18 protein-coding genes are annotated in these 18,248 nt (G+C 66.2%); 10 read left to right on the top strand and 8 right to left on the bottom strand.

The annotated features are described in order from the left end of the window. Window positions 1-57: 57 nt before the first annotated feature. Window positions 58-489 (bottom strand): response regulator, encoded by a 432-nt coding sequence (locus tag OXQ33_RS03760; RefSeq protein WP_267433349.1) that lies wholly within the window; start codon window positions 487-489, stop codon window positions 58-60. Window positions 490-598: 109 nt separating this feature from the next. Between OXQ33_RS03760 and OXQ33_RS03755 the strand changes: the two genes are divergently transcribed. Continuing rightward, window positions 599-2,023 (top strand): pseudouridine synthase, encoded by a 1,425-nt coding sequence (locus OXQ33_RS03755; protein ID WP_267433348.1) that lies wholly within the window; start codon window positions 599-601, stop codon window positions 2,021-2,023. Next, complete coding sequence (gene rsmD / locus OXQ33_RS03750) at window positions 2,023-2,559, top strand: 16S rRNA (guanine(966)-N(2))-methyltransferase RsmD (protein ID WP_267433347.1); 537 nt, start codon at window positions 2,023-2,025, stop codon at window positions 2,557-2,559. The genes OXQ33_RS03755 and rsmD overlap by 1 nt, the downstream gene beginning before the upstream one ends. Here the strand turns inward: rsmD and OXQ33_RS03745 are convergent. The 3 genes from OXQ33_RS03745 to OXQ33_RS03735 form a co-directional block, all read right to left on the bottom strand. Beyond that, a complete protein-coding gene (locus tag OXQ33_RS03745) occupies window positions 2,550-3,821 on the bottom strand; it encodes an MFS transporter (RefSeq protein ID WP_267433346.1) in 1,272 nt (423 codons plus the stop codon). The genes rsmD and OXQ33_RS03745 overlap by 10 nt on opposite strands. 81 nt (window positions 3,822-3,902) lie before the next feature. Next, window positions 3,903-5,465: an inorganic phosphate transporter gene (locus OXQ33_RS03740; protein ID WP_267433345.1), complete on the bottom strand. Its 1,563-nt coding sequence runs from the start codon at window positions 5,463-5,465 to the stop codon at window positions 3,903-3,905. A gap of 206 nt (window positions 5,466-5,671) precedes the next feature. Further along, window positions 5,672-6,028 carry a UrcA family protein gene (locus OXQ33_RS03735; RefSeq protein ID WP_267433344.1) on the bottom strand — a complete coding sequence of 119 codons (357 nt, stop codon included), beginning with the start codon at window positions 6,026-6,028 and terminating at the stop codon, window positions 5,672-5,674. Between the two features lie 162 nt (window positions 6,029-6,190). Between OXQ33_RS03735 and OXQ33_RS03730 the strand changes: the two genes are divergently transcribed. Both OXQ33_RS03730 and OXQ33_RS03725 read left to right on the top strand, forming a co-directional pair. Next, complete coding sequence (locus OXQ33_RS03730) at window positions 6,191-8,482, top strand: UvrD-helicase domain-containing protein (protein ID WP_267433343.1); 2,292 nt, start codon at window positions 6,191-6,193, stop codon at window positions 8,480-8,482. Window positions 8,483-8,570: 88 nt separating this feature from the next. Then, a complete protein-coding gene (locus OXQ33_RS03725; protein WP_267433342.1) occupies window positions 8,571-9,134 on the top strand; it encodes a glycine zipper 2TM domain-containing protein in 564 nt (187 codons plus the stop codon). Between the two features lie 54 nt (window positions 9,135-9,188). Here the strand turns inward: OXQ33_RS03725 and OXQ33_RS03720 are convergent, their stop codons facing one another. Next, the gene (locus tag OXQ33_RS03720; RefSeq protein WP_267433463.1) at window positions 9,189-9,530 is read right to left on the bottom strand and encodes a hypothetical protein; all 342 of its coding nucleotides are present in this window, start codon (window positions 9,528-9,530) and stop codon (window positions 9,189-9,191) included. 111 nt (window positions 9,531-9,641) lie between these two features. After that, a complete protein-coding gene (locus OXQ33_RS03715) occupies window positions 9,642-11,759 on the bottom strand; it encodes a prolyl oligopeptidase family serine peptidase (RefSeq protein ID WP_267433341.1) in 2,118 nt (705 codons plus the stop codon). Between the two features lie 225 nt (window positions 11,760-11,984). Between OXQ33_RS03715 and OXQ33_RS03710 the strand changes: the two genes are divergently transcribed. Continuing rightward, window positions 11,985-12,809: an alpha/beta hydrolase gene (locus OXQ33_RS03710; protein WP_267433340.1), complete on the top strand. Its 825-nt coding sequence runs from the start codon at window positions 11,985-11,987 to the stop codon at window positions 12,807-12,809. Window positions 12,810-12,842: 33 nt separating this feature from the next. Here the strand turns inward: OXQ33_RS03710 and OXQ33_RS03705 are convergent, their stop codons facing one another. Further along, entirely contained in the window at window positions 12,843-13,133 is a 291-nt protein-coding gene (locus OXQ33_RS03705; protein ID WP_267433339.1) for a septum formation initiator family protein, read from the bottom strand. 56 nt (window positions 13,134-13,189) lie between these two features. Then, the gene (eno, locus tag OXQ33_RS03700; protein ID WP_267433338.1) at window positions 13,190-14,470 is read right to left on the bottom strand and encodes a phosphopyruvate hydratase; all 1,281 of its coding nucleotides are present in this window, start codon (window positions 14,468-14,470) and stop codon (window positions 13,190-13,192) included. Window positions 14,471-14,626: 156 nt separating this feature from the next. Here eno and OXQ33_RS03695 point away from each other — a divergent pair, with 156 nt between their 5' ends. The 5 genes from OXQ33_RS03695 (at window position 14,627) to OXQ33_RS03675 (ending at window position 18,228) form a co-directional block, all read left to right on the top strand. Beyond that, window positions 14,627-15,166 carry a hypothetical protein gene (locus OXQ33_RS03695; protein WP_267433337.1) on the top strand — a complete coding sequence of 180 codons (540 nt, stop codon included), beginning with the start codon at window positions 14,627-14,629 and terminating at the stop codon, window positions 15,164-15,166. Next, on the top strand, window positions 15,163-15,516 hold the full coding sequence (locus tag OXQ33_RS03690; protein WP_267433336.1) for a phage holin family protein: 354 nt from the start codon (window positions 15,163-15,165) through the stop codon (window positions 15,514-15,516). Before OXQ33_RS03695 ends, OXQ33_RS03690 begins: the two co-directional genes overlap by 4 nt. Continuing rightward, the gene (locus OXQ33_RS03685; protein WP_267433335.1) at window positions 15,513-15,764 is read left to right on the top strand and encodes a DUF3618 domain-containing protein; all 252 of its coding nucleotides are present in this window, start codon (window positions 15,513-15,515) and stop codon (window positions 15,762-15,764) included. Before OXQ33_RS03690 ends, OXQ33_RS03685 begins: the two co-directional genes overlap by 4 nt. Before the next feature lie 53 nt (window positions 15,765-15,817). Next, a complete protein-coding gene (locus OXQ33_RS03680) occupies window positions 15,818-16,270 on the top strand; it encodes a hypothetical protein (RefSeq protein ID WP_267433334.1) in 453 nt (150 codons plus the stop codon). Between the two features lie 137 nt (window positions 16,271-16,407). After that, complete coding sequence (locus tag OXQ33_RS03675; RefSeq protein ID WP_267433333.1) at window positions 16,408-18,228, top strand: DUF885 domain-containing protein; 1,821 nt, start codon at window positions 16,408-16,410, stop codon at window positions 18,226-18,228. Window positions 18,229-18,248 lie beyond the last annotated feature (20 nt).

Raw genomic sequence — 18,248 nt, 5'->3', positions numbered from 1 at the left:
CCTATCACAAAGCGCGGACCGTAGAGGGCTTGGTCGCGCCCGGCAACGGGGCGTCGATCAGGCGCGGGCGAACAGGCGAAATCCGGCGGGCAGACGGCCGGGCGATTTGCCGGTCCGCCGCTCCTCGATCGCAGCGATGGCGCCGAGCAGTTCGCGCGAGCCATAGGGCTTCATCAGGATGCCCTCGGCCAAATCTTCCACCCCGTCGGGTGGCGTGCCGGTGAGGAAGAGGACGGGGATGTCACGGGCGTGTGCCGCTCTGGCGACGTCGACACCGCTGCCGTCCGCCAGCCGGACATCCGCGAGCACCAGGTCGATGGCGGCGCCCCCCTCGATCAGGGTGACGGCCTTGCTGACCTGATCGACTGTGGCGACGATCTCATAATCGGCATCGACCAGCACATGCTCGGTATCGAACGCGACCAGCGGTTCGTCCTCGACCACGAGCAGCTTGACCAGCTGCCGCTTTTTTCGCCCGAAGAATTTCATCCCTCTATCGGCCCGTCTTTCTTGCCCCACTCCTCGCCGTAACGCTTTGTCCAGCCGAAACGACGCAATTAATTTCCTTTGGCCCATACCCTATGTATCAGCGTCGATCATGACATCAGATCAACGTATCGCCAAGCTGCTGGCCCGGGCCGGTGTCGCATCGCGTCGAGAGGTCGAGCGGATGATCGCCGAGGGGCGGATCGCCCTGAACGGCACGGTCATCGACACGCCAGCGACCCTGCTCTCCTCGCTCGACGGCGTCACGGTGGACGGCGATCCCGTCGCCGCACCGGAGCCGACCCGGCTGTTCCTGTTCAACAAGCCGACCGGGCTTCTCGTGACCGAACGCGACCCGATGGGGCGGCCGACCATCTATGACCGGCTTCCCGCAGGATTGCCCCGGCTGGTGCCCGTCGGACGGCTGGACGTGAACACCGAAGGGTTGCTGCTGCTGACCACCGACGGCGGGTTCAAGCGCCAGTTGGAACTGCCCGCGACCGGCGTCGAGCGAACCTATCGCGCCCGCGCCTATGGCGAGGTGAGCCAGGCGCAGCTTGAGGAGCTGATCCACGGCATCGAGATCGACGGCATCCGCTATGGCCAGATCGACGCCAATCTGGAGCGGCGGACGGGCGCCAATGTCTGGATCGAGATGACGCTGCGCGAGGGCAAGAACCGCGAAGTCCGCCGCGTCCTCGAACATCTGGGCCTGCAGGTCAGCCGGTTGATCCGTCTGCGTTATGGCCCCTTCGTCCTTGAAGACTTGCCGGTTGGTGAGATTGGCGAGGTGAAGGGATCGGCGATCGTCGAGTTTCGCAGGACGCTGGAGGGCGGCATTCCCGCCGATGCCGTTCGTCCCACGCCGCGCGCCGGTTTTCGAGCGCCGCCGAGCCGGACGGCCCCGCCGCGCGCGCGCCCGGAGCGTGATGATACGGAGCGCCGGGATCGAACGCCTCGGCCCGCAAGCGCGCCCGGAGAGCGTCCCGTGCGTGCCGCCGGAACCCCTTCCACCCGTGACAGCCGGTTTGCCCCCAAGGAACGCCGTGGTGAGCGTCCGACCGGGCGGCCCGCCCAAGGAGATCGGGGCAAGCCTTTCGTCAACCGGGGAGCCGGGGTTCGTGAAGAGCGAGGCGAGCGGCCAGCGCGCGGCACCGGATCGCCGTCGGCGCGGCAAGAGCGGTTCACGCCCAATGACCGTGGTGGCGAGCGCGGCAAGCCTTTCGCCACCCGCCCCTCCGACGACCGCCCGCAGCGCGGCGAGCGTCCTGTGCGCGGCAAGGGACCGCCATCCCCGCGGCAGGACCGGTTCACGGCCAATGAGCGCGGCGGGGAGCGTCCAGCCGGGCGTCCCGCCGGTGGCGACCGGGGCAAGCCCTTCGCCAAGCGTACGACCGACCAGCGCCCGGAGCGGGGCGATCGGCCGGATCGCGGCGGCGCGTCCCCTTCGGCGCGGCCGGGTCGCCCCGCGCGTGACGGGCGGAGCAACAACCGACCGACCGGCGGCCCCGGCGGTCGTCCGCGAGGAGGTCGCTGATGCGGGTCATTGCCGGACAGTGGCGGGGCCGCCCGCTGGTCGCACCCAAGGGCGACGTGACCCGACCGACCGCCGATCGGACGCGGGAAGCGCTATTCTCCATGCTGACCGCGCGGCTGGGTGATTTCGATGGGCTGGCGGTCGGCGATTTCTTCGCGGGCTCGGGCGCGCTGGGGATCGAGGCGCTGTCGCGCGGGGCCGGTTCGTGCCTGTTCGTCGAGCAGGATCGCGGCGCGCTGGATGCCCTCCGCGCCAATCTCGACAAGCTGGGCGCCAAGGGCGACGTTCGCGCCGCCTCCGTCATGGCGCTGGGCCCCGCGCGCCAGCCGCTCGACCTGATCCTGATGGACCCGCCCTATGGCACCGGCGCGGGCAGCGTGGCGCTCGACAAGCTGGCGCGGCTCGGTTGGGTCGGCGTGGGCACCTGGGTCAGCATCGAGACCGCCAAGCAGGAGGAAATCGAGGTCGCGGGCTTCACCGTCGATGCCTCACGCGTCCATGGCAAGGCGCGGCTGACCCTGCTGCGTCAGGCCTGAACCGTCTTTCCGCGCATCAGGGCGAGCCCGGCGAGGCTGAGCAGACCGGCGGCGACCAGATAACCGCCGACGAAGTTCAGCCCGCCCCGCTCGGTCAGCGCCTGCGCGGCGATGGGCGCCAGCGCGCCGCCGATGATGCCGCCCAGATTGAACGTCATCGACACGCCGGTATAGCGCACCCCCGCCGGGAACAGGGCGGGCAGCCATCCGCCGAGCGGCCCATAAGCGAAGCCCATGACGAACAGCGCCAGCGCCAGCCAGACGAACACGACGGCCAGGGACCCCGCACCCAGCATCGGCCCCATGACCAGCCCGACGAGCACGCAACCGGCGAAACCCAGCGCCAGCATCATCGGCGCGCCGCGTCGATCGGCCATCACGCTGGAGATGATGACACCAAGCGCCAGGAACAGGATCGCGACGAGCTGAACCCCCAGAAATCCTTCGCGTGGATAGCCCAGCACGGTCGTGCCGTAGCCGAGCGCAAAGGCGGTCGCGAGATAGAAGATCGCGAAGCACGCGACCACGCCCCCCGTCCCCGCCAGCAGCGCGCGGCCATGATCCTGCACCAGCGTGGCGAAGGGTATGCGGGGCAGGGCCTCGGTCCGCTTGGCCTCGGCGAAATCGGGCGTTTCGGTCAGGCGAAGCCGGACCCATAGCCCCAAGATCACGAGGACCGCGCTTGCGAGAAACGGCAGGCGCCAGCCCCAGGCGCGGAACTGCGCATCGGTCAGGATCAGTCCGAGCAGCAGAAAGAAACCGTTCGCCAGGATGAACCCCACCGGCGCACCCAGCGGCGGGAACATGCCCCAGGTGTTGCGGCGACCCGGCGGCGCATTCTCGACGGCGAGCAGCGCCGCGCCGCCCCATTCTCCGCCCAGGCCGAGCCCCTGCCCCAGCCGCGCCATGCAGAGCAGCAAAGGCGCGACCCATCCGGCCTGCGCATAGGTGGGCAGAAAGGCGATCGCGACCGTCGATCCGCCCATCAGCATCAGGCTGACCACCAGGGTCGACTTGCGGCCTACCCGATCGCCGAAATGACCGAAGGCGATGGCGCCGACCGGACGCGCGACGAAGGCCAGGCCGAAACTGGCATAGGACAGCAGCAACTGCGCCGTTGCGGACGACGCCGGAAAGAATAGCGGGCCGAAGACCAGCGCCGCCGCCGTCGCATAGATATAGAAATCATAGAATTCGACTGCCGTACCGGTCAGGCTGGCCAGCAGGATATGACGGTGCGACGGGGGCGATGCTTGGGTCATGCATCGCCCGTGCAGAAGCGGAACGGTTCCGTAAAGACCTATCCGGTCAAAATCGCCCGGATCGCGGGGGTCATGGCCGATTTAACGGCTCAGCACGCCCGCCAACCCCAGCATCATCCAGTATAGCAGGCCCGACAGCAGCATCGCGGCGGGCAGCGTCAGGACCCAGGCGAGCACCATGTTGCGGATCGTCCGCACCTGAAGCCCCGCGCCGTTCGCCACCGAGGCGCCCGCGACGCCCGAGGTCAGGATATGGGTGGTAGAGACGGGGCGCCCCATGAACTCGGCCATCAGGATGGTCGCCGCGGTCGTCAGTTCGGCGGCGGCTCCCATGCCATAGGTCAGATGGGTCTTGCCGATCCGTTCGCCGACCGTGACCACGATCCGCTTCCATCCCACCATCGTGCCCAGGCCCAGCGCCAGCGCGACCGTCACCTTCACCCAGAGCGGGATGTAGCGAGTGCCGCGCTCCAGTTCCTTGGCATAGCCGTCGAGCGACTCGATCTCGGTTGCGGTGAAGCGGCTCTTGGCGCCTTCGCTCTTGGTGATCATCCGCGTGGTATCGAGGACGAGGTACATGTCGTTGCGCAGATTGGGCACGGCGGCGGCGGGCACGCGGCTCAGCGCACCATAATTGCCGATCCGATCGCCGATATCGCGCGAGAGGACCGCAAGGCCGGTATAGACCTCGGGCTTGTCGACGGTCTTGGCGCGGACACCGGCGACGACGGCTTCACGCGCTCGGTCGATGGAGGGAGTCCCGCCCGCGCCATGCGCGGCATAGGCGGCCGAGGCGACCTGTGCACTCCGCACGAAGGCGGGCATGGCGCTCTCCGGCAAGGTGCGGTTCAACGCATAGGCGGTCGGCGCGCAGCCGATGAGGATCAGCATGATGAGCCCCATGCCCTTCTGCCCGTCATTGCCGCCATGCGCGAAGCTGACCGCCGTGCAGGTGAAGATCAGCAGCGCCCGGATGCCGCGCGGCGGCGGGGCGTTCCCCTCCGGCTCGCGATACAGCCGGTCGTTGCGCAGGAAACGCTTCATCACCAGCAACAGCAGCAGCGCACCCGCGAAGCCGATCAACGGGCTGAACAACAGGGCCGACAGCACCTTCTGCACCTGAGCCATGTCCACGCCCGACGTGCCGGGAATATCGGACAATAGCTGGTTGGCGAGACCTACGCCCAGGATCGATCCGATCAGCGCATGGCTGGACGAATTGGGCAGGCCGACCGCCCATGTCGCCAAGTTCCACAGCACCGCCGCCAGCAACAGCGCGAAGATCATCGCGAAGCCCGCCCCCGATCCGACATGGAGCATCAGGTCGATCGGCAACAGCGTGATGATCGAATAGGCGACCGCCCCGGTCGAGAAGAGGACCCCGAGGAAATTGAAGAAGCCCGACCAGACGACGGCCAACGGCGCGGGCATGGAATGGGTATAGATCACGGTCGCCACGGCGTTGGCGGTGTCGTGAAACCCGTTCACGAACTCGAACCCCAGCGCGATCAGCAGCGCTAGGCCGAGAAAGGCGAAGACGCCGATCGCCATCGGCTCGCCGACCCGGGCGGTGTCGACCAGGATGCTATAGCCAGCATAGCCGAGGCCGCCGACCAGCAGCCCGGCGAATATCCACCGCCCCATGGGATGGAGCCCGGCATCGAGGCGCGGTCCGCGAGCGCGGGATTCGGATTGGCCACCGGCGAGCGCAAAACTTGTCATGACGATACTGCGTTGCGCCCCCGAAGTGACACTTTGATGACGGCGACCGCTATCGATTTCGGTCTGTCCCGCAAAGAAACACGACCAGGCGAGACGACGCGTCGCCCGGTCGTCGGTTTCTCATGATCCTATTGATTGCTGGCGAGCGCGACCGGGGCCTGCGTCGTCAGCGCGGTGACCTTGATCGCGGCATCGGCACGCATTTCCTTGCGGCACCGCGCCACGTCGGCGTTGACGGCCAGGTCGGTGGTCATCGGCCCGCAGGCGAGGGTCGCGGCATGACGGATACGCGCGTCCAGCATCGTACGGTGATCCGCCCGGCGCAGATCGAGATCGGCATGAGGGATAGAGGCGGTGACGGTCTGGCGCTCCGCTGCCTGGACGGAGGGCGCGAAAAGAAGGGCCGCCAAGGCGACCGCACAGAGATTCTTCATCGGTTTCAGCTCCTGCATCGGGTCATGCCCGTCACGGGTCCGTGAGCGCATCTGAAGCGCCCCGGTCCTCGTCGGCACGCAGCGCCTCTAGGCGGGATGCGTGTCGCTTTCGCGTCGGGTGTGCGACGGCATGATGACGATTGCACCCGGGGCCGCGCGAAACAGATGCAGCCCGTGGTTGCCCCAGCTGCAAACGTTCCCTAACTGTTCGCGATGACCGTTGCTTCTTCCGATCCCGCCGCGTCGCTGGCCGATTATCCCTATCTGCGGACGCTCAACCCGGCCCAGCGGGAGGCGGTGCTGACCACCGACGGCCCCGTGCTGGTGCTGGCGGGCGCGGGGACCGGCAAGACCGCGGCGCTGACCGCGCGGCTGGCGCATCTGCTCTATACGCGCAAGGCCTGGCCGTCGGAGATCCTGTCTGTGACCTTTACCAACAAGGCCGCCCGGGAAATGCGCGAGCGTGTCGGGCGGCTGGTCGGCGATGCGGTGGAGGGGATGCCATGGCTCGGCACCTTCCACGCCATCGGTGCCAAGATGCTGCGCCGTCATGCCGAACTGGTCGGGCTGCAATCCAATTTCACCATTCTCGACACCGACGATCAGCTTCGGCTGCTCAAGCAGCTGATCATCGCGGCCGATATCGATGAGAAGCGTTTTCCGGCGCGCGCGCTGGGAGGTCTGATTGACGAGTGGAAGAACAAGGGGCTGGTCCCCGGCGACATCGACGCGGGCGAGGCCGAACGCTACGCCAACGGACAGGGGGCCGATCTCTACCGGCAGTATCAGGACCGGTTGCGCAGCGTGAACGCCTGCGACTTCGGCGACCTGCTGCTCCATATGCTCACCATATTGAAGACGCATCGCGACGTGCTGGAGCATTATCAGCAGCGCTTCCGCTACATCATGGTGGACGAGTATCAGGACACCAACAGCGTCCAGTATCTCTGGCTGCGATTGCTGGCCCAGGCGCGCAAGAACATCGCCTGCGTCGGCGATGACGACCAGTCCATCTACTCGTGGCGCGGCGCGCAGGTGGAGAATATCCTGCGGTTCGAGCGGGACTTTCCCGGCGCTAAGGTCATCCGGCTGGAGCAGAATTACCGCTCGACCCCGCATATCCTGGGCGCGGCGTCAGGGGTGATCGCCCATAATGGCGGGCGGTTGGGCAAGACGCTGTGGACCGAACTCGACGTCGGCGAGAAGGTACGTGTGCTCGGCGTCTGGGACGGTCCCGAGGAAGCGCGGCGCGTCGGCGAGGAGATCGAGGCGGCGAAGCGTTCCGGCACCTCTTACGGTGATATCGCGATTCTCGTCCGCGCCTCGCACCAGACCCGCGAGTTCGAGGACCGGTTCATCGCGATCGGCTTGCCCTATAGGATCGTCGGCGGCTTCCGCTTCTACGAGCGCGCCGAAATCCGCGATGCGCTCGCCTATCTGCGCATCGTCAACCAGCCATCGGACGATCTGGCGTTCGAGCGGATCGTCAACGTCCCCAAGCGGGGGCTGGGCGACAAGGCACTGGCGAAGATCCACCAATTGGCGCGGGCGGAGGGGTTGCCGCTGACCATCGCGTCGGCGCGCATCCTCGATACCGACGAATTGACCCCTCAGGCGCGGCGGAGCCTGGGCAATCTGATCGGCGACATCGCCCGCTGGCGCGACATGGCGCGCGACCTCGCCCATCCCGAACTGGCGCGGCAGATGCTGGACGAAAGCGGCTATACCGCCATGTACCAGAACGAGAAGTCGGCCGAGGCCGCCGGGCGGCTGGAGAACCTGTCCGAACTCGTCCGCGCGATGGAGGATTACGAGTCGCTCGGCGCGTTCCTAGAGCATGTCTCGCTGGTGATGGACCGCGATGGCGACCAACGCGAACCCGAGGTGACCATCATGACGATCCACGCCGCCAAGGGGCTGGAGTTCGACACGGTGTTCCTCGCCGGATGGGAGGAAGGGCTGTTCCCCTCGCAGCGCGCGATCGATGAGGGCGGTACGCGCAGCCTGGAGGAGGAACGCCGGCTGGCCTATGTCGCCATCACGCGGGCGCGGCGCAAAGCGGTGATCCTCCACGCCGCCAATCGCCGCATCTATGGTCAGTGGACCTCCAGCCTGCCCAGCCGCTTCGTCGGCGAACTTCCGCCCGAACATATCGACAGCGAGACGAGCATGACCGGCGGCGAAAGCCTGTGGCGCGCCAACTGGTCCGAACATGCCGACCCCTTTGCCGATATCGGGCGCGGCACAGGGCGCGGGCCGGGATGGCAGCGTGCGGCGACCAGCCAGAACGGACTCCAGGGCCGCCCCGCCCGCGTGGTCGAGTCGCGCGCGCCGTCCGTGGGCCTGGGCCAGAAGGGGCGCGATGACCTGAGCCTGGGAGAACGGGTGTTCCACCAGAAATTCGGCTATGGTCAGATCGCGGCGATCGAGGGCAACAAGCTGGAGATCGACTTCGAACAGGCGGGTCGCAAGCGGGTGATGGACAGTTTCGTCAACAAGGGGTGATGCGGGCGCGACGCCGTTCAGGAACCATATCAATTCGTGTCCGTATCGGTCGCATGGCCCGATTGTCCGGGCATGGAGGATAGGATCGATGGGCTTTCGTCGTCTGGCCATCGCAGCAATCTCGACCGCCGTCGTCGTCACGGCCGTTCCCGCCACCGCGCAATCCGGCGCCGACGATGCGCGGTTCCGCGCGGCGCAGGCGCGGTTCGACCGGGAATATCAAATCTATCGGCAGGAGGTGGATCTGTATCAGTCCCGGCGCGACCGGGGCGGATATGACGATGGCGACTATCGTCCCGCTCCGCCACCGCCCGGTGGCCCCGGCGGGTATCGCGTCGCCCCGCCGCGTCCCGCCGATGGCTATGACGGCAATGGCGAGCCCTATTACGATCCGGTCGGCGACTATCGCGACGGCCCGCAATATCGCGAGCGCGTGCTCCAGCCGCAGGACCGGGTCTATGCCGGGACCGATGGCCGCTATTATTGCCGCCGCTCGGACGGAACGACCGGCCTGATCATCGGCGGTGCGGCCGGTGGTATCCTCGGCAATCTGGTAGGTGGTCGCAGCAGCACGATCGCGACGCTGCTCGGTGCTGCGGGCGGCGCGCTGGCCGGTCGCTCGATCGACCAGAACCAAGTCCGCTGTCGCTGACGATATCGGCGCCGCGCTCCATTATCGAGGGGCGCGGCACCGTTCTGCTCAAGGTCAGCCAGGCTCGACCATCATAAGAGCGGCATTCTGATATTTGTCCGCGTCGCGCTCGAACAGAGAACTCACAGTGAAGCGACGCGGTGTCAGGCGCAGCGAACCCAGCCCAGCCAGCTTGAACGTCCCCATCTTCTCCTCGCGCGGCGGCTTGCCATCGCGCTCGATCGTCGTCGCATCGACATAAAGCTCGTCGTGGCGGGTGAAGATCACGTGAGGCGCCAGCACCACCTCGCCGCGATTGTACATGGCAGACACCGCCTGCATCTTGACGATCGCTTCGAAGATGATGGCGGGAGCGCCAGCCGCCGGCTCAGCCGGACGGCGCTCGGTCGTCGTCATATCGGTCATGCCCTGCATTTGCCCATCCTGCCGCAACGCAGCAAGAAGATTATTGCCGCATACGTCATACGGGAAGCGACCGAGCGGCGCTACCCGCCCGGCCTTCCGACCTCAACGCTTGGGCGTATCCATCAGCTTCTGCGCGAAATAGACCATCTGCTGCGCGTTCAGCCGCGCCCCTTGCGCGATATCGGCATCGCCCGAATGGCCGCCCGCCGTGTCTTCGTAGAAGAGATAGGGGATGCCATATTCCGCCAGCCGCGCGGCGAACTTGCGCGCATGCTGCGGTCCGACGCGGTCGTCCTTCGTCGTCGTCCAGATATAGGGCTCGGGATAGGCGACGCCTTTGCGGATATTGGCATAGGGCGAAATCTTGCGAAGAAACGCGGCCTCTTCCGGCACGTCGATCGAGCCATATTCGTCCTTCCACGAATCGCCCGCCGCGATCTTCTGGTAACGGACCATGTCGAGCAACGGCACCTGGATGGTCACCGCCTTCCACAATTCGGGATGCTGGGTCAGCTCGACACCCATCAGCAGCCCGCCATTCGACCCGCCATAGATGCCCAGCTTCTGCGCACTGGTGATCTTCCGCGCGAACAGGTCCTTCGCGACCGAGGCGAAATCGTCATAGATGATCTGGCGCTTGGTCTTGCGACCCGCGTCATGCCATTTCGGCCCGAATTCGCCGCCGCCCCGGATATTGGCGAGCACGAACGCCCCGCCCCGCTCGATCCAGATCTTGCCGGTCGCACCGAGATAGGTCGGCAGCCGGGCGATCTCGAACCCGCCATAGGCGGTCATCAGCGTCGGCGTGGTGCCGTCCAGCTTCGTGCCCTTGGGCAGGACGACGAAATACGGGATCTTCGTCCCGTCGGTGGAGGTCGCCTCATATTGATGAACCGTCGTGCCGGCCGCATCGAAACGCGCGGGCAGCGTCTTCAGCACTTGCGGCGCGGCAGCGCGGCCCGCATCGAAACGCGACAGCACGGTCGGCGTCGTGAAACCCGCCGTCGCAAGATAGACGACGTCCGAACGGTCGCTGGTGCTGACGACATCGACCGCCATATTATCCGGCACCGGAACCGCCGTCGACGACCACGCCGCGCCCTGTGGCGAGAACACGCTCGCGCGGCCCCGGACATTGTCGATATAGGTCACGACCACCCGGTCCCTGGTGGTCGACACCCCTTCCACCGCCTGCCGATCGGTCGGTGTGAACAGCGCGCGCGGCGCGATCCGGCCCGCTTCCAGTTCGGACAGCGGCGCCCATACGACCGAGCCCGCCGGATGCTCGCCCCAGGGGTCGCTGGTCTGGAAGATCACGCGCCCATCGACCATGCCGGACGGAAAGGCGCGCGCGGGCATGGCGATGGGCTTCGCGCCGCCCGTCGGCGTCCAGAACAGCTTGTCGCCGCCGAAGAAGGTCTGCCGTCGCTCGATCACCACGGCGCGGTTGCCCTTCGCATCGGTCAACACGCTGGCATAGGTGCCGAGCTCGTCCGAGGGCGCGCCCCGGAAAATCTCGGTCGCCTGCGACAGCGGCGCGCCACGCTTCACCATCTTCACGACGAAGGGATAGCTGGACTTGGTCAGCGTCCCCTGCCCCCAGTCGCGGCTGACCAGCAGCGTGTCCTTGTCCAGCCACGCCGCGCCCTGCTTCGAGGTCGACAGGCGGAAGCCCTTCGGTACGAACTGCCCGGTCTGCATGTCGAATTCGCGATATTCGATCGCGTCCTCACCGCCCTCGGACAGCGCAACCAGGCAAAGACGCTCCTCGGGGCTGAGGCAGTTGACGCCCTTCCACACCCATTTCTTGCCCTCCGCCTTGCTCAGCGCGTCGAGGTCCAGCAGCGTCGTCCATTTCGGATCGGGCGAGGCATAGTCGGCCTCGGTCGTCCACCGCCATAGGCCCTGCGGATGGTCGGCATCGCGCCAGAAATTGACGATCCGCCCATACATCTGGCCCGGCATTGGAATGCGATCCTTGGCCGAGGCGATGGCCAATGCCTCGCCATAGAAGGTCTGATAGCGCGGATCGTTCTGAAGCCGCGGCAGGGTCTTGGCATTCTCCGCCTCCACCCAGGACAGGGCCTTGGCGCCGTCCTTGTCCTCCAGCCAGATATAGGGATCATTCTCGGTCATCTGGTTCGTCTGCGCCATCGCCGCTCCCGTCGCAATCTGGCTGGCGAACATCGATCCCGCCAGCATCCACCGCCATCCCTGCATCCGTTACGCTCCGTCCTGTGCTCCGATGGGCGGGAATGTGACTTCATCACGCGACACTGGCAATGCGTTACGGCAGCTTTATCGTCATGGCGGCCTCTGCGCCGCGAAGAACCACGAAAATCGAAGCGATTCGATCGACATGTGCTGCCACCGCCCGGACGGAACGGCTTATCGGGCGGTCCGTTCACGCTGCACCTTTCCCGCACGAATGCTCAGGAGCAGACGATGCCATATGTGAAGACGCGCGACGGTACCGATATCTATGTCAAGGATTGGGGCGAAGGTCGCCCCGTCGTCCTGCTCCATGGCTGGCCGCTATCCGCCGACATGTGGGATGCCCAGATGATGGCGCTCGCCGAGGCGGGCTTCCGCGCCATCGCCTATGACCGCCGCGGCTTCGGGCGTTCCGGCCAGCCTTGGTCGGGCTATGACTATGATACGCTGTCGGACGATCTGGCCGATGTGCTGGAGGCGACGGGCGCCGAGGATGCGGCGGTCATCGGCTTCTCGATGGGTGGCGGCGAGGTTGCGCGCTATATGAGCCGCCATGACGGCAAGGGCGTGATCGCCGCCGGGCTGATCGCCTCGGTCGTGCCCTATATGCCCAAGACGGACGACAATCCCCAGGGCACCGACCAGTCGGTCTTCGACCAGATCGGCCAGGGGCTGCGCGACGACCGCGCGCATTTCCTGCGCCACACCTTCTTCAAGCAGTTCTTCGGCGTCGGCTATATCACCAGCCCGGTCAGCGACGAGGTGCTCGACTGGGCGACCAATGTCGCGATGCAGGCGGGGCTCAAGCCCACTTTGGCGTGTGCGGAGGCGTTCAGCCAGACCGACTTCCGCCCGGACCTGCCCGCCTTCCGCGTGCCGACCCTGATCGTCCACGGCACCGGCGACCAGACCGTGCCGATCGACCCGGCGGGTCGCGCGGCGGCGGCGGGCATCGCCCATTCGCAGCTTGTGGAGTATGACGGCGCGCCGCACGGCCTGAACGTCACGCATGGCGATCGCCTCACCAGCGACCTGCTGACCTTCCTGGGTCGATGATAGGGAAAGGGCGGCCTCGCGGGGCCGCCCTTCTCATTTCAGCGGAACGATGACCTCGTCCGGATGGGCGACGTTCAGTTCCTTGCGCACCATCTCGTCCACCATGTCCGGATTGGCATGGTCGGGGTCGAGCAGGGCGACGCGGTTCTTCAGCACCGTCCGCTTCTTGTCGAGCGCGGCATAATCCTGCTCACGCTTCACCAGCTGGCGCTGATACTCGCCATAAGCCAGCAGACCGTTGCGCCCCAGCACCGCATAGGCGCCGAAGAACGCGACGATGGTCAGCCCAAGGGCGGGCAAGGCTGCCCGCCGCATGGTCCGCATGAAAGGCGTCGACTTTCTGGTCACAGCGGCCATTGTCGTACCGACGCCCCTCGATTTCAAGCGCGGATCAACACGTCACGACCCGCATAGCGCGCCGCATCGCCCAACTCTTCCTCGATCCGGATCAGCTGGTTGTACTTGGCGAGCCGGTCCGAGCGCGCGAGGCTGCCCGTCTTGATCTGACCGCAGTTGGTGGCGACCGCCAGATCGGCGATGGTCGAATCCTCGGTTTCGCCCGAACGGTGCGACATGACGGCGGTGTAGCGCGAGCGCTGCGCCAGCGACACGGCCTCCAGCGTCTCGGTCAGCGTGCCGATCTGGTTGACCTTGACCAGCAGCGAGTTGGCATAACCGCCGTCGATGCCCTGCTTCAGGCGCTTGGGGTTGGTGACGAACAGATCGTCGCCGACCAGCTGGACCTTGTCGCCGATCAGGTCGGTCAGCGCCTTCCAGCCTTCCCAATCGTCCTCGGCCATGCCGTCCTCGATCGACAGGATGGGATAGCGGCGGGTCAGGTCGGCGAGATATTCGGCCATCTCATGGCTCGACAGAATCTTGCCCTCGCCCGAGATGTTATACTTGCCGTCCTTGAAGAACTCGGTCGCGGCGCAGTCGAGCGCGATCATCACGTCGTCGCCCGGCTTGTACCCGGCCTTCTCGACCGAGGCCATGATGAAGTCGAGCGCTTCGGTGGTCGACGCGATGTTGGGCGCGAAGCCACCCTCGTCGCCCACACCGGTCGCCAGGCCCTTTTCGTGCAGCGCCTTCTTCAAGGTATGGAAGATTTCCGAGCCGCAGCGGACCGCCTCCATGATGCTGTCCGCCCCGACGGGCATGATCATGAATTCCTGGAAGTCGATCGGATTGTCGGCATGCTCGCCGCCGTTGATGATGTTCATCATCGGCACGGGCAGCAGATGCGCCGAGACGCCGCCGACATATTTGTACAGCGGCAGGCCACGCGCTTCCGCCGCGGCCTTGGCCGCCGCCAGGCTGACGCCTAGGATCGCGTTGGCGCCCAGGCGGCCCTTGTTCTCGGTACCGTCCAGCTCGATCATCGCGCGGTCGAGATCGGCCTGATCCTCGGCGTCGAGGCCGATGATGGCGTCGGCGATCTCGTCATTGACCGCCTCGACGGCGGCTTCGACGCCCTTGCCCATCCAGCGGCTCTTGTCGCCGTCACGCTTTTCGACCGCCTCATGCGCGCCGGTCGACGCGCCCGAGGGCACGGCCGCGCGGCCAAAGCTGCCGTCTTCGAGCAGAACGTCCACCTCGACCGTGGGATTGCCGCGGCTGTCCAGGATCTGGCGCCCGTGGATGTCGATGATTGCGGTCACGTAACGATGCTCCTACATCAGCCTTGAAGGTCCCGGCGGGCTCTATCGTGTGACCGCACGAAGGGCAATTGCGCGAAAGCATGGAACCGTCGTTCCGCCGCCGGGGTTAAGAGGCGAACTGCCCGGTCATCCGGGCCAAAGAGGAAAGGATTCCCCATGGCCGACACGGACAATATCTTCCCCCCATCGCAGGGTAGCACTCCCGGTTTCGCGACCAACACCGCCGTCGCGCCCGAAGTTGCGGCCCCCAATGCCGCGCCCGAGGCGTTCGGCACGGAGGACGCCGCCAAGAGCACGAACACCCTGTCCGACGCCAAGCAGCAGGTGAAGGAAGGTGCGACCAAGGTTCAGCAGCAGGCGGTCGACAAGATCCATGCGCTCGCCGGCGACGGCAAGGCCAAGGCCGGGTCGGCGCTCGATCAGGTGGCACAGCTCCTGAACGATGCCGCCGTTCAGGTCGACGAGAAGCTGGGCAGCCAATATGGCCAATATGCCCGCTCGGCCGCCGACACCGTCACGTCCTTCTCGGGTGCGATCAAGGACAAGGATGTCGAGGAACTGATCGACGATGCCCGCGCCTTCGTGACGAAGAGTCCGGCGGTCGCGATCGGCATCGCAGCCGCGCTCGGCTTCGTGCTGGCGCGCGTCGTCCAGTCGGGCGTCGAGACCCGCCAGTCGGTCGACGCGGCCGCGTGACCCGCGTCACCGCTCCCCTGTCGGCGACGAGATCGGACCCGGAGACGCTGACGTCGCTGGTATCGCAACTGGTCGATGACGGCCGGTCCTATATCACGGCGGAAATCGATCTGGCCAAGGCGCGCGCCTCGGACAAGATCGGGCGCTATCGCAGCGCGGCGATCTTTGTCGGGGCGGCTGCCGTGCTGGCGCTGGCGGCGTTGATCGCGCTGCTCGTCGGGCTGATCTTCGCGCTGACCCCTATGACGGGGCCCTTGGGCGCGACGTTGATCGTGGTCGGCCTCGTGCTGGTCGTCGCCGGAATCCTGGCGATGGTCGGCAAGTCCCGCCTGTCGGGAGGGAAGGCATGACCGTCGCCGAAGCCGAAGTCCGGGCCGCGGCCGCTCGTGAGCGGATGAACCACACCGTATCGCGTCTCCAGGCGCGGTTGGAGCCCCAAGCCCTGGCTGCGCAAGCCAAGGAAGCCGGACTGTCCGCCGCCAAGTCGAGCCTGGACTGCGCGAAGAGCAATCCGGCGACCGTCGCCGGCGGCGTCGCGGTTCTCGGCCTGCTGCTCAATCGTCGGCGGATCGCCCGCCTGTTCAAGCGCAAGCGCTGATTTGGCCCGCCGATGGGCGACCATCGGCGACATAGCCCAGAAGGATGTTCGCAATGACCACCGAAACCCAGAACGAACAGCAGACCGACCGCCTTCGCGAGAAGCTGGATCATGGTCGCGAAACCGCGTCGCAGGCTTATCACGATGCCAAGGACAAGGCCGGTGAACTGGCGCACAAGACCGCCCAGACCATCGAGGCCAACCCGCTGGGCATTCTGGTCGGCGGCCTGGCGGTCGGCGTGATCGCGGGTGCGATGTTGCCGCGATCTGCGCGTGAGAAGGAATTGCTCGCCCCGCTCGGCAAGAAGCTAGGCGAGACGATCCGCCAGGCGACGCAGGCGGCGCGCGAGACGGGCCTGCGTGAGTTGGAGAATGCGGGCCTGACCAAGGACGCGGCGAAGGATCGTGCCCGCTCGCTCCTCGACGATGTCGTCAAGGTCGCCAGCAACGCCGGCTCTGCGGCAGCGAAGGCAGCGACGAACAAGCCGACCGACACCGCCATCTGATGACGTCGAAAAGGCGCCCGGTGAACCGATAGGATCGCCAGGCGCCTTTTCCTTCATGCGGCGATGGACGGTGGCTTGCGGGCGACGGGCGGGCTTTCTACCAAGATGGCTTGTCCGCTTTTGAACGGGATATACGCTTGCGCCACCCTTCCCTCGCCGCCCTGCTCCTTTCGCTTACCCTCCCCGCCACGCCACTAGCCGCACAGGCCATTCCCCCGTCCCCGACCCTCCCCGGCGAAGGGCAGCAGGACGCGCGGCTAAAGCAGCTTTTCCACGACAGCGACGAGGCCAGTCTGGTGCGCAGCCCGATCAACGGGCTGTTCCGGGGCGATATGCGCCAAGCCGACCGGATCGGCGATTTCTTCTCGGACGCCTGGATCGCAGCGGAGCGCGCGGCAGCGGAAAGCGATCTGAAGCGCCTCGGCCAGGTCGACCGCGCCAGGCTGACCCCGACGAACCAGATCGCCTATGACGTGTTCCACCAGCAGACCGAAACGACGCTGAAGGGACTCGATCCGTCGCTCGTCGCGCTGACCATCGTGCGGCCGATGGACCATTTCTTCGGTATCCAGACCTTCTATCCCGAATTCGCTTCGGGCCAGGGCGCGGCCCCGTTCAACACGGTGGCGGATTACGACAATAACCTGAAGCGCAACTTCGAATATGCCCATCTGCTGGACGAGGCGATCGAACGCTTTCGGCAGGGTATGAAGAGCGGCGTCGTGCAGCCCAAGCTGGTCGTGCGCAACATGATCGCGCAGTTCCGCAATCTGCTGGCGGTGCCGGTGGAGGACTCCACCTTTTACGGACCGCTCAAGCGTTTCCCCGCCACGATCCCGGCCGCCGAGCAGACCCGGCTGAAGGCGGCCTATGCGACCCAGATCCGCGACGTCATCGTCCCCGCCGAAAAGCGGATGCGCAGCTTCCTGGCCGATACCTATCTTCCCGCCGCGCGCGACTCGGTGGGGCTTGTCGGTATGCCGGGCGGCGATAAGCTCTATTCCTATCTGATCGAGCAGAACACGACCCTGCCGCTCAAGGCGGAAGACGTGCACCAGCTCGGCCTGTCCGAGGTCGCACGTATCCTGAAGGCGATGGAGGTTCAGAAGCAGGCGGTCGGGTTCAAGGGCAGCCTGCCCGAATTCTTCACCTTCCTGCGCACGGATGCGCGTTTTCAGCCCAAATCGGCGGCGCAACTGCGCGAAGGCTATGAGGCGATCGGACGGCGCGTCGATGCGCGCATCCGCGAGCAATTCTCGCTGATCCCCAAGACCGCGCTGGAAATCCGGCCCGTCCCCGCCTTCAAGGAGAAGACGGACGCGGGCGGCTCCTATCAGGGCGGCACACCGGACGGGACCCGGCCGGGCGTATTCTACTACAACACCTATGATCTCCCCTCGCGCTATATGTGGGAGATGGAAACGCTCTATCTGCACGAGGCGGTACCGGGGCATCATTTCCAGATCAGCCTGGCGCAGGAAAATGCGGCGCTTCCCGCCTTCATGCGGTTCGGCGGCAACACCGCCTATGCCGAAGGCTGGGCGCTCTATGCCGAGACGCTCTGGCCCGAACTCGGAATGGAGACCGACCCCTATCAGCGCATGGGCGGCCTGAACGACGAGATGTTGCGCGCGATGCGGCTCGTGGTCGATACCGGCATTCACGCCAAGGGTTGGACCCGCGATCAGGCGATCGACTATATGCTTGCCAACTCCCCCATGGCGCGAACCGACGCGACCGCCGAGGTGGAGCGCTATATCGCCATTCCGGGTCAGGCTCTCGCCTACAAGATCGGGCAGTTGACCATCAGCCGCCTGAAGGCCCAGGCCAAGGCGGAGTTGGGCGCGAAGTTCGATCCGCGTCGCTTCCATGCGGAAGTGCTGGACACCGGCGCATTGCCCATGCCGGTTCTGGAAAAGAAGATCGCCGACTGGATCGCCGCCGAAAAGAAGCGCTGATACCTGTCTCAATTCCTCCC

Source organism: Sphingomonas sp. GM_Shp_1 (assembly GCF_026540895.1).
Taxonomy (GTDB): domain Bacteria; phylum Pseudomonadota; class Alphaproteobacteria; order Sphingomonadales; family Sphingomonadaceae; genus Sphingomonas.
This window is presented reverse-complemented; position numbering and strand designations above follow the sequence as displayed.

What these genes read in the sequence shown, in the direction of transcription:
- OXQ33_RS03760 (WP_267433349.1), bottom strand. Translation starts at nt 489, where the DNA reads ATGAAATTCTTCGGGCGAAAAAAGCGGCAGCTGGTCAAGCTGCTCGTG.
- OXQ33_RS03755 (WP_267433348.1), top strand. Translation starts at nt 599, where the DNA reads ATGACATCAGATCAACGTATCGCCAAGCTGCTGGCCCGGGCCGGTGTC.
- rsmD (WP_267433347.1), top strand. Translation starts at nt 2,023, where the DNA reads ATGCGGGTCATTGCCGGACAGTGGCGGGGCCGCCCGCTGGTCGCACCC.
- OXQ33_RS03745 (WP_267433346.1), bottom strand. Translation starts at nt 3,821, where the DNA reads ATGACCCAAGCATCGCCCCCGTCGCACCGTCATATCCTGCTGGCCAGC.
- OXQ33_RS03740 (WP_267433345.1), bottom strand. Translation starts at nt 5,465, where the DNA reads ATGGGGCGGTGGATATTCGCCGGGCTGCTGGTCGGCGGCCTCGGCTAT.
- OXQ33_RS03735 (WP_267433344.1), bottom strand. Translation starts at nt 6,028, where the DNA reads ATGCGCTCACGGACCCGTGACGGGCATGACCCGATGCAGGAGCTGAAA.
- OXQ33_RS03730 (WP_267433343.1), top strand. Translation starts at nt 6,191, where the DNA reads ATGACCGTTGCTTCTTCCGATCCCGCCGCGTCGCTGGCCGATTATCCC.
- OXQ33_RS03725 (WP_267433342.1), top strand. Translation starts at nt 8,571, where the DNA reads ATGGGCTTTCGTCGTCTGGCCATCGCAGCAATCTCGACCGCCGTCGTC.
- OXQ33_RS03720 (WP_267433463.1), bottom strand. Translation starts at nt 9,530, where the DNA reads ATGACGACGACCGAGCGCCGTCCGGCTGAGCCGGCGGCTGGCGCTCCC.
- OXQ33_RS03715 (WP_267433341.1), bottom strand. Translation starts at nt 11,759, where the DNA reads ATGCAGGGATGGCGGTGGATGCTGGCGGGATCGATGTTCGCCAGCCAG.
- OXQ33_RS03710 (WP_267433340.1), top strand. Translation starts at nt 11,985, where the DNA reads ATGCCATATGTGAAGACGCGCGACGGTACCGATATCTATGTCAAGGAT.
- OXQ33_RS03705 (WP_267433339.1), bottom strand. Translation starts at nt 13,133, where the DNA reads ATGCGGACCATGCGGCGGGCAGCCTTGCCCGCCCTTGGGCTGACCATC.
- OXQ33_RS03695 (WP_267433337.1), top strand. Translation starts at nt 14,627, where the DNA reads ATGGCCGACACGGACAATATCTTCCCCCCATCGCAGGGTAGCACTCCC.
- OXQ33_RS03685 (WP_267433335.1), top strand. Translation starts at nt 15,513, where the DNA reads ATGACCGTCGCCGAAGCCGAAGTCCGGGCCGCGGCCGCTCGTGAGCGG.
- OXQ33_RS03680 (WP_267433334.1), top strand. Translation starts at nt 15,818, where the DNA reads ATGACCACCGAAACCCAGAACGAACAGCAGACCGACCGCCTTCGCGAG.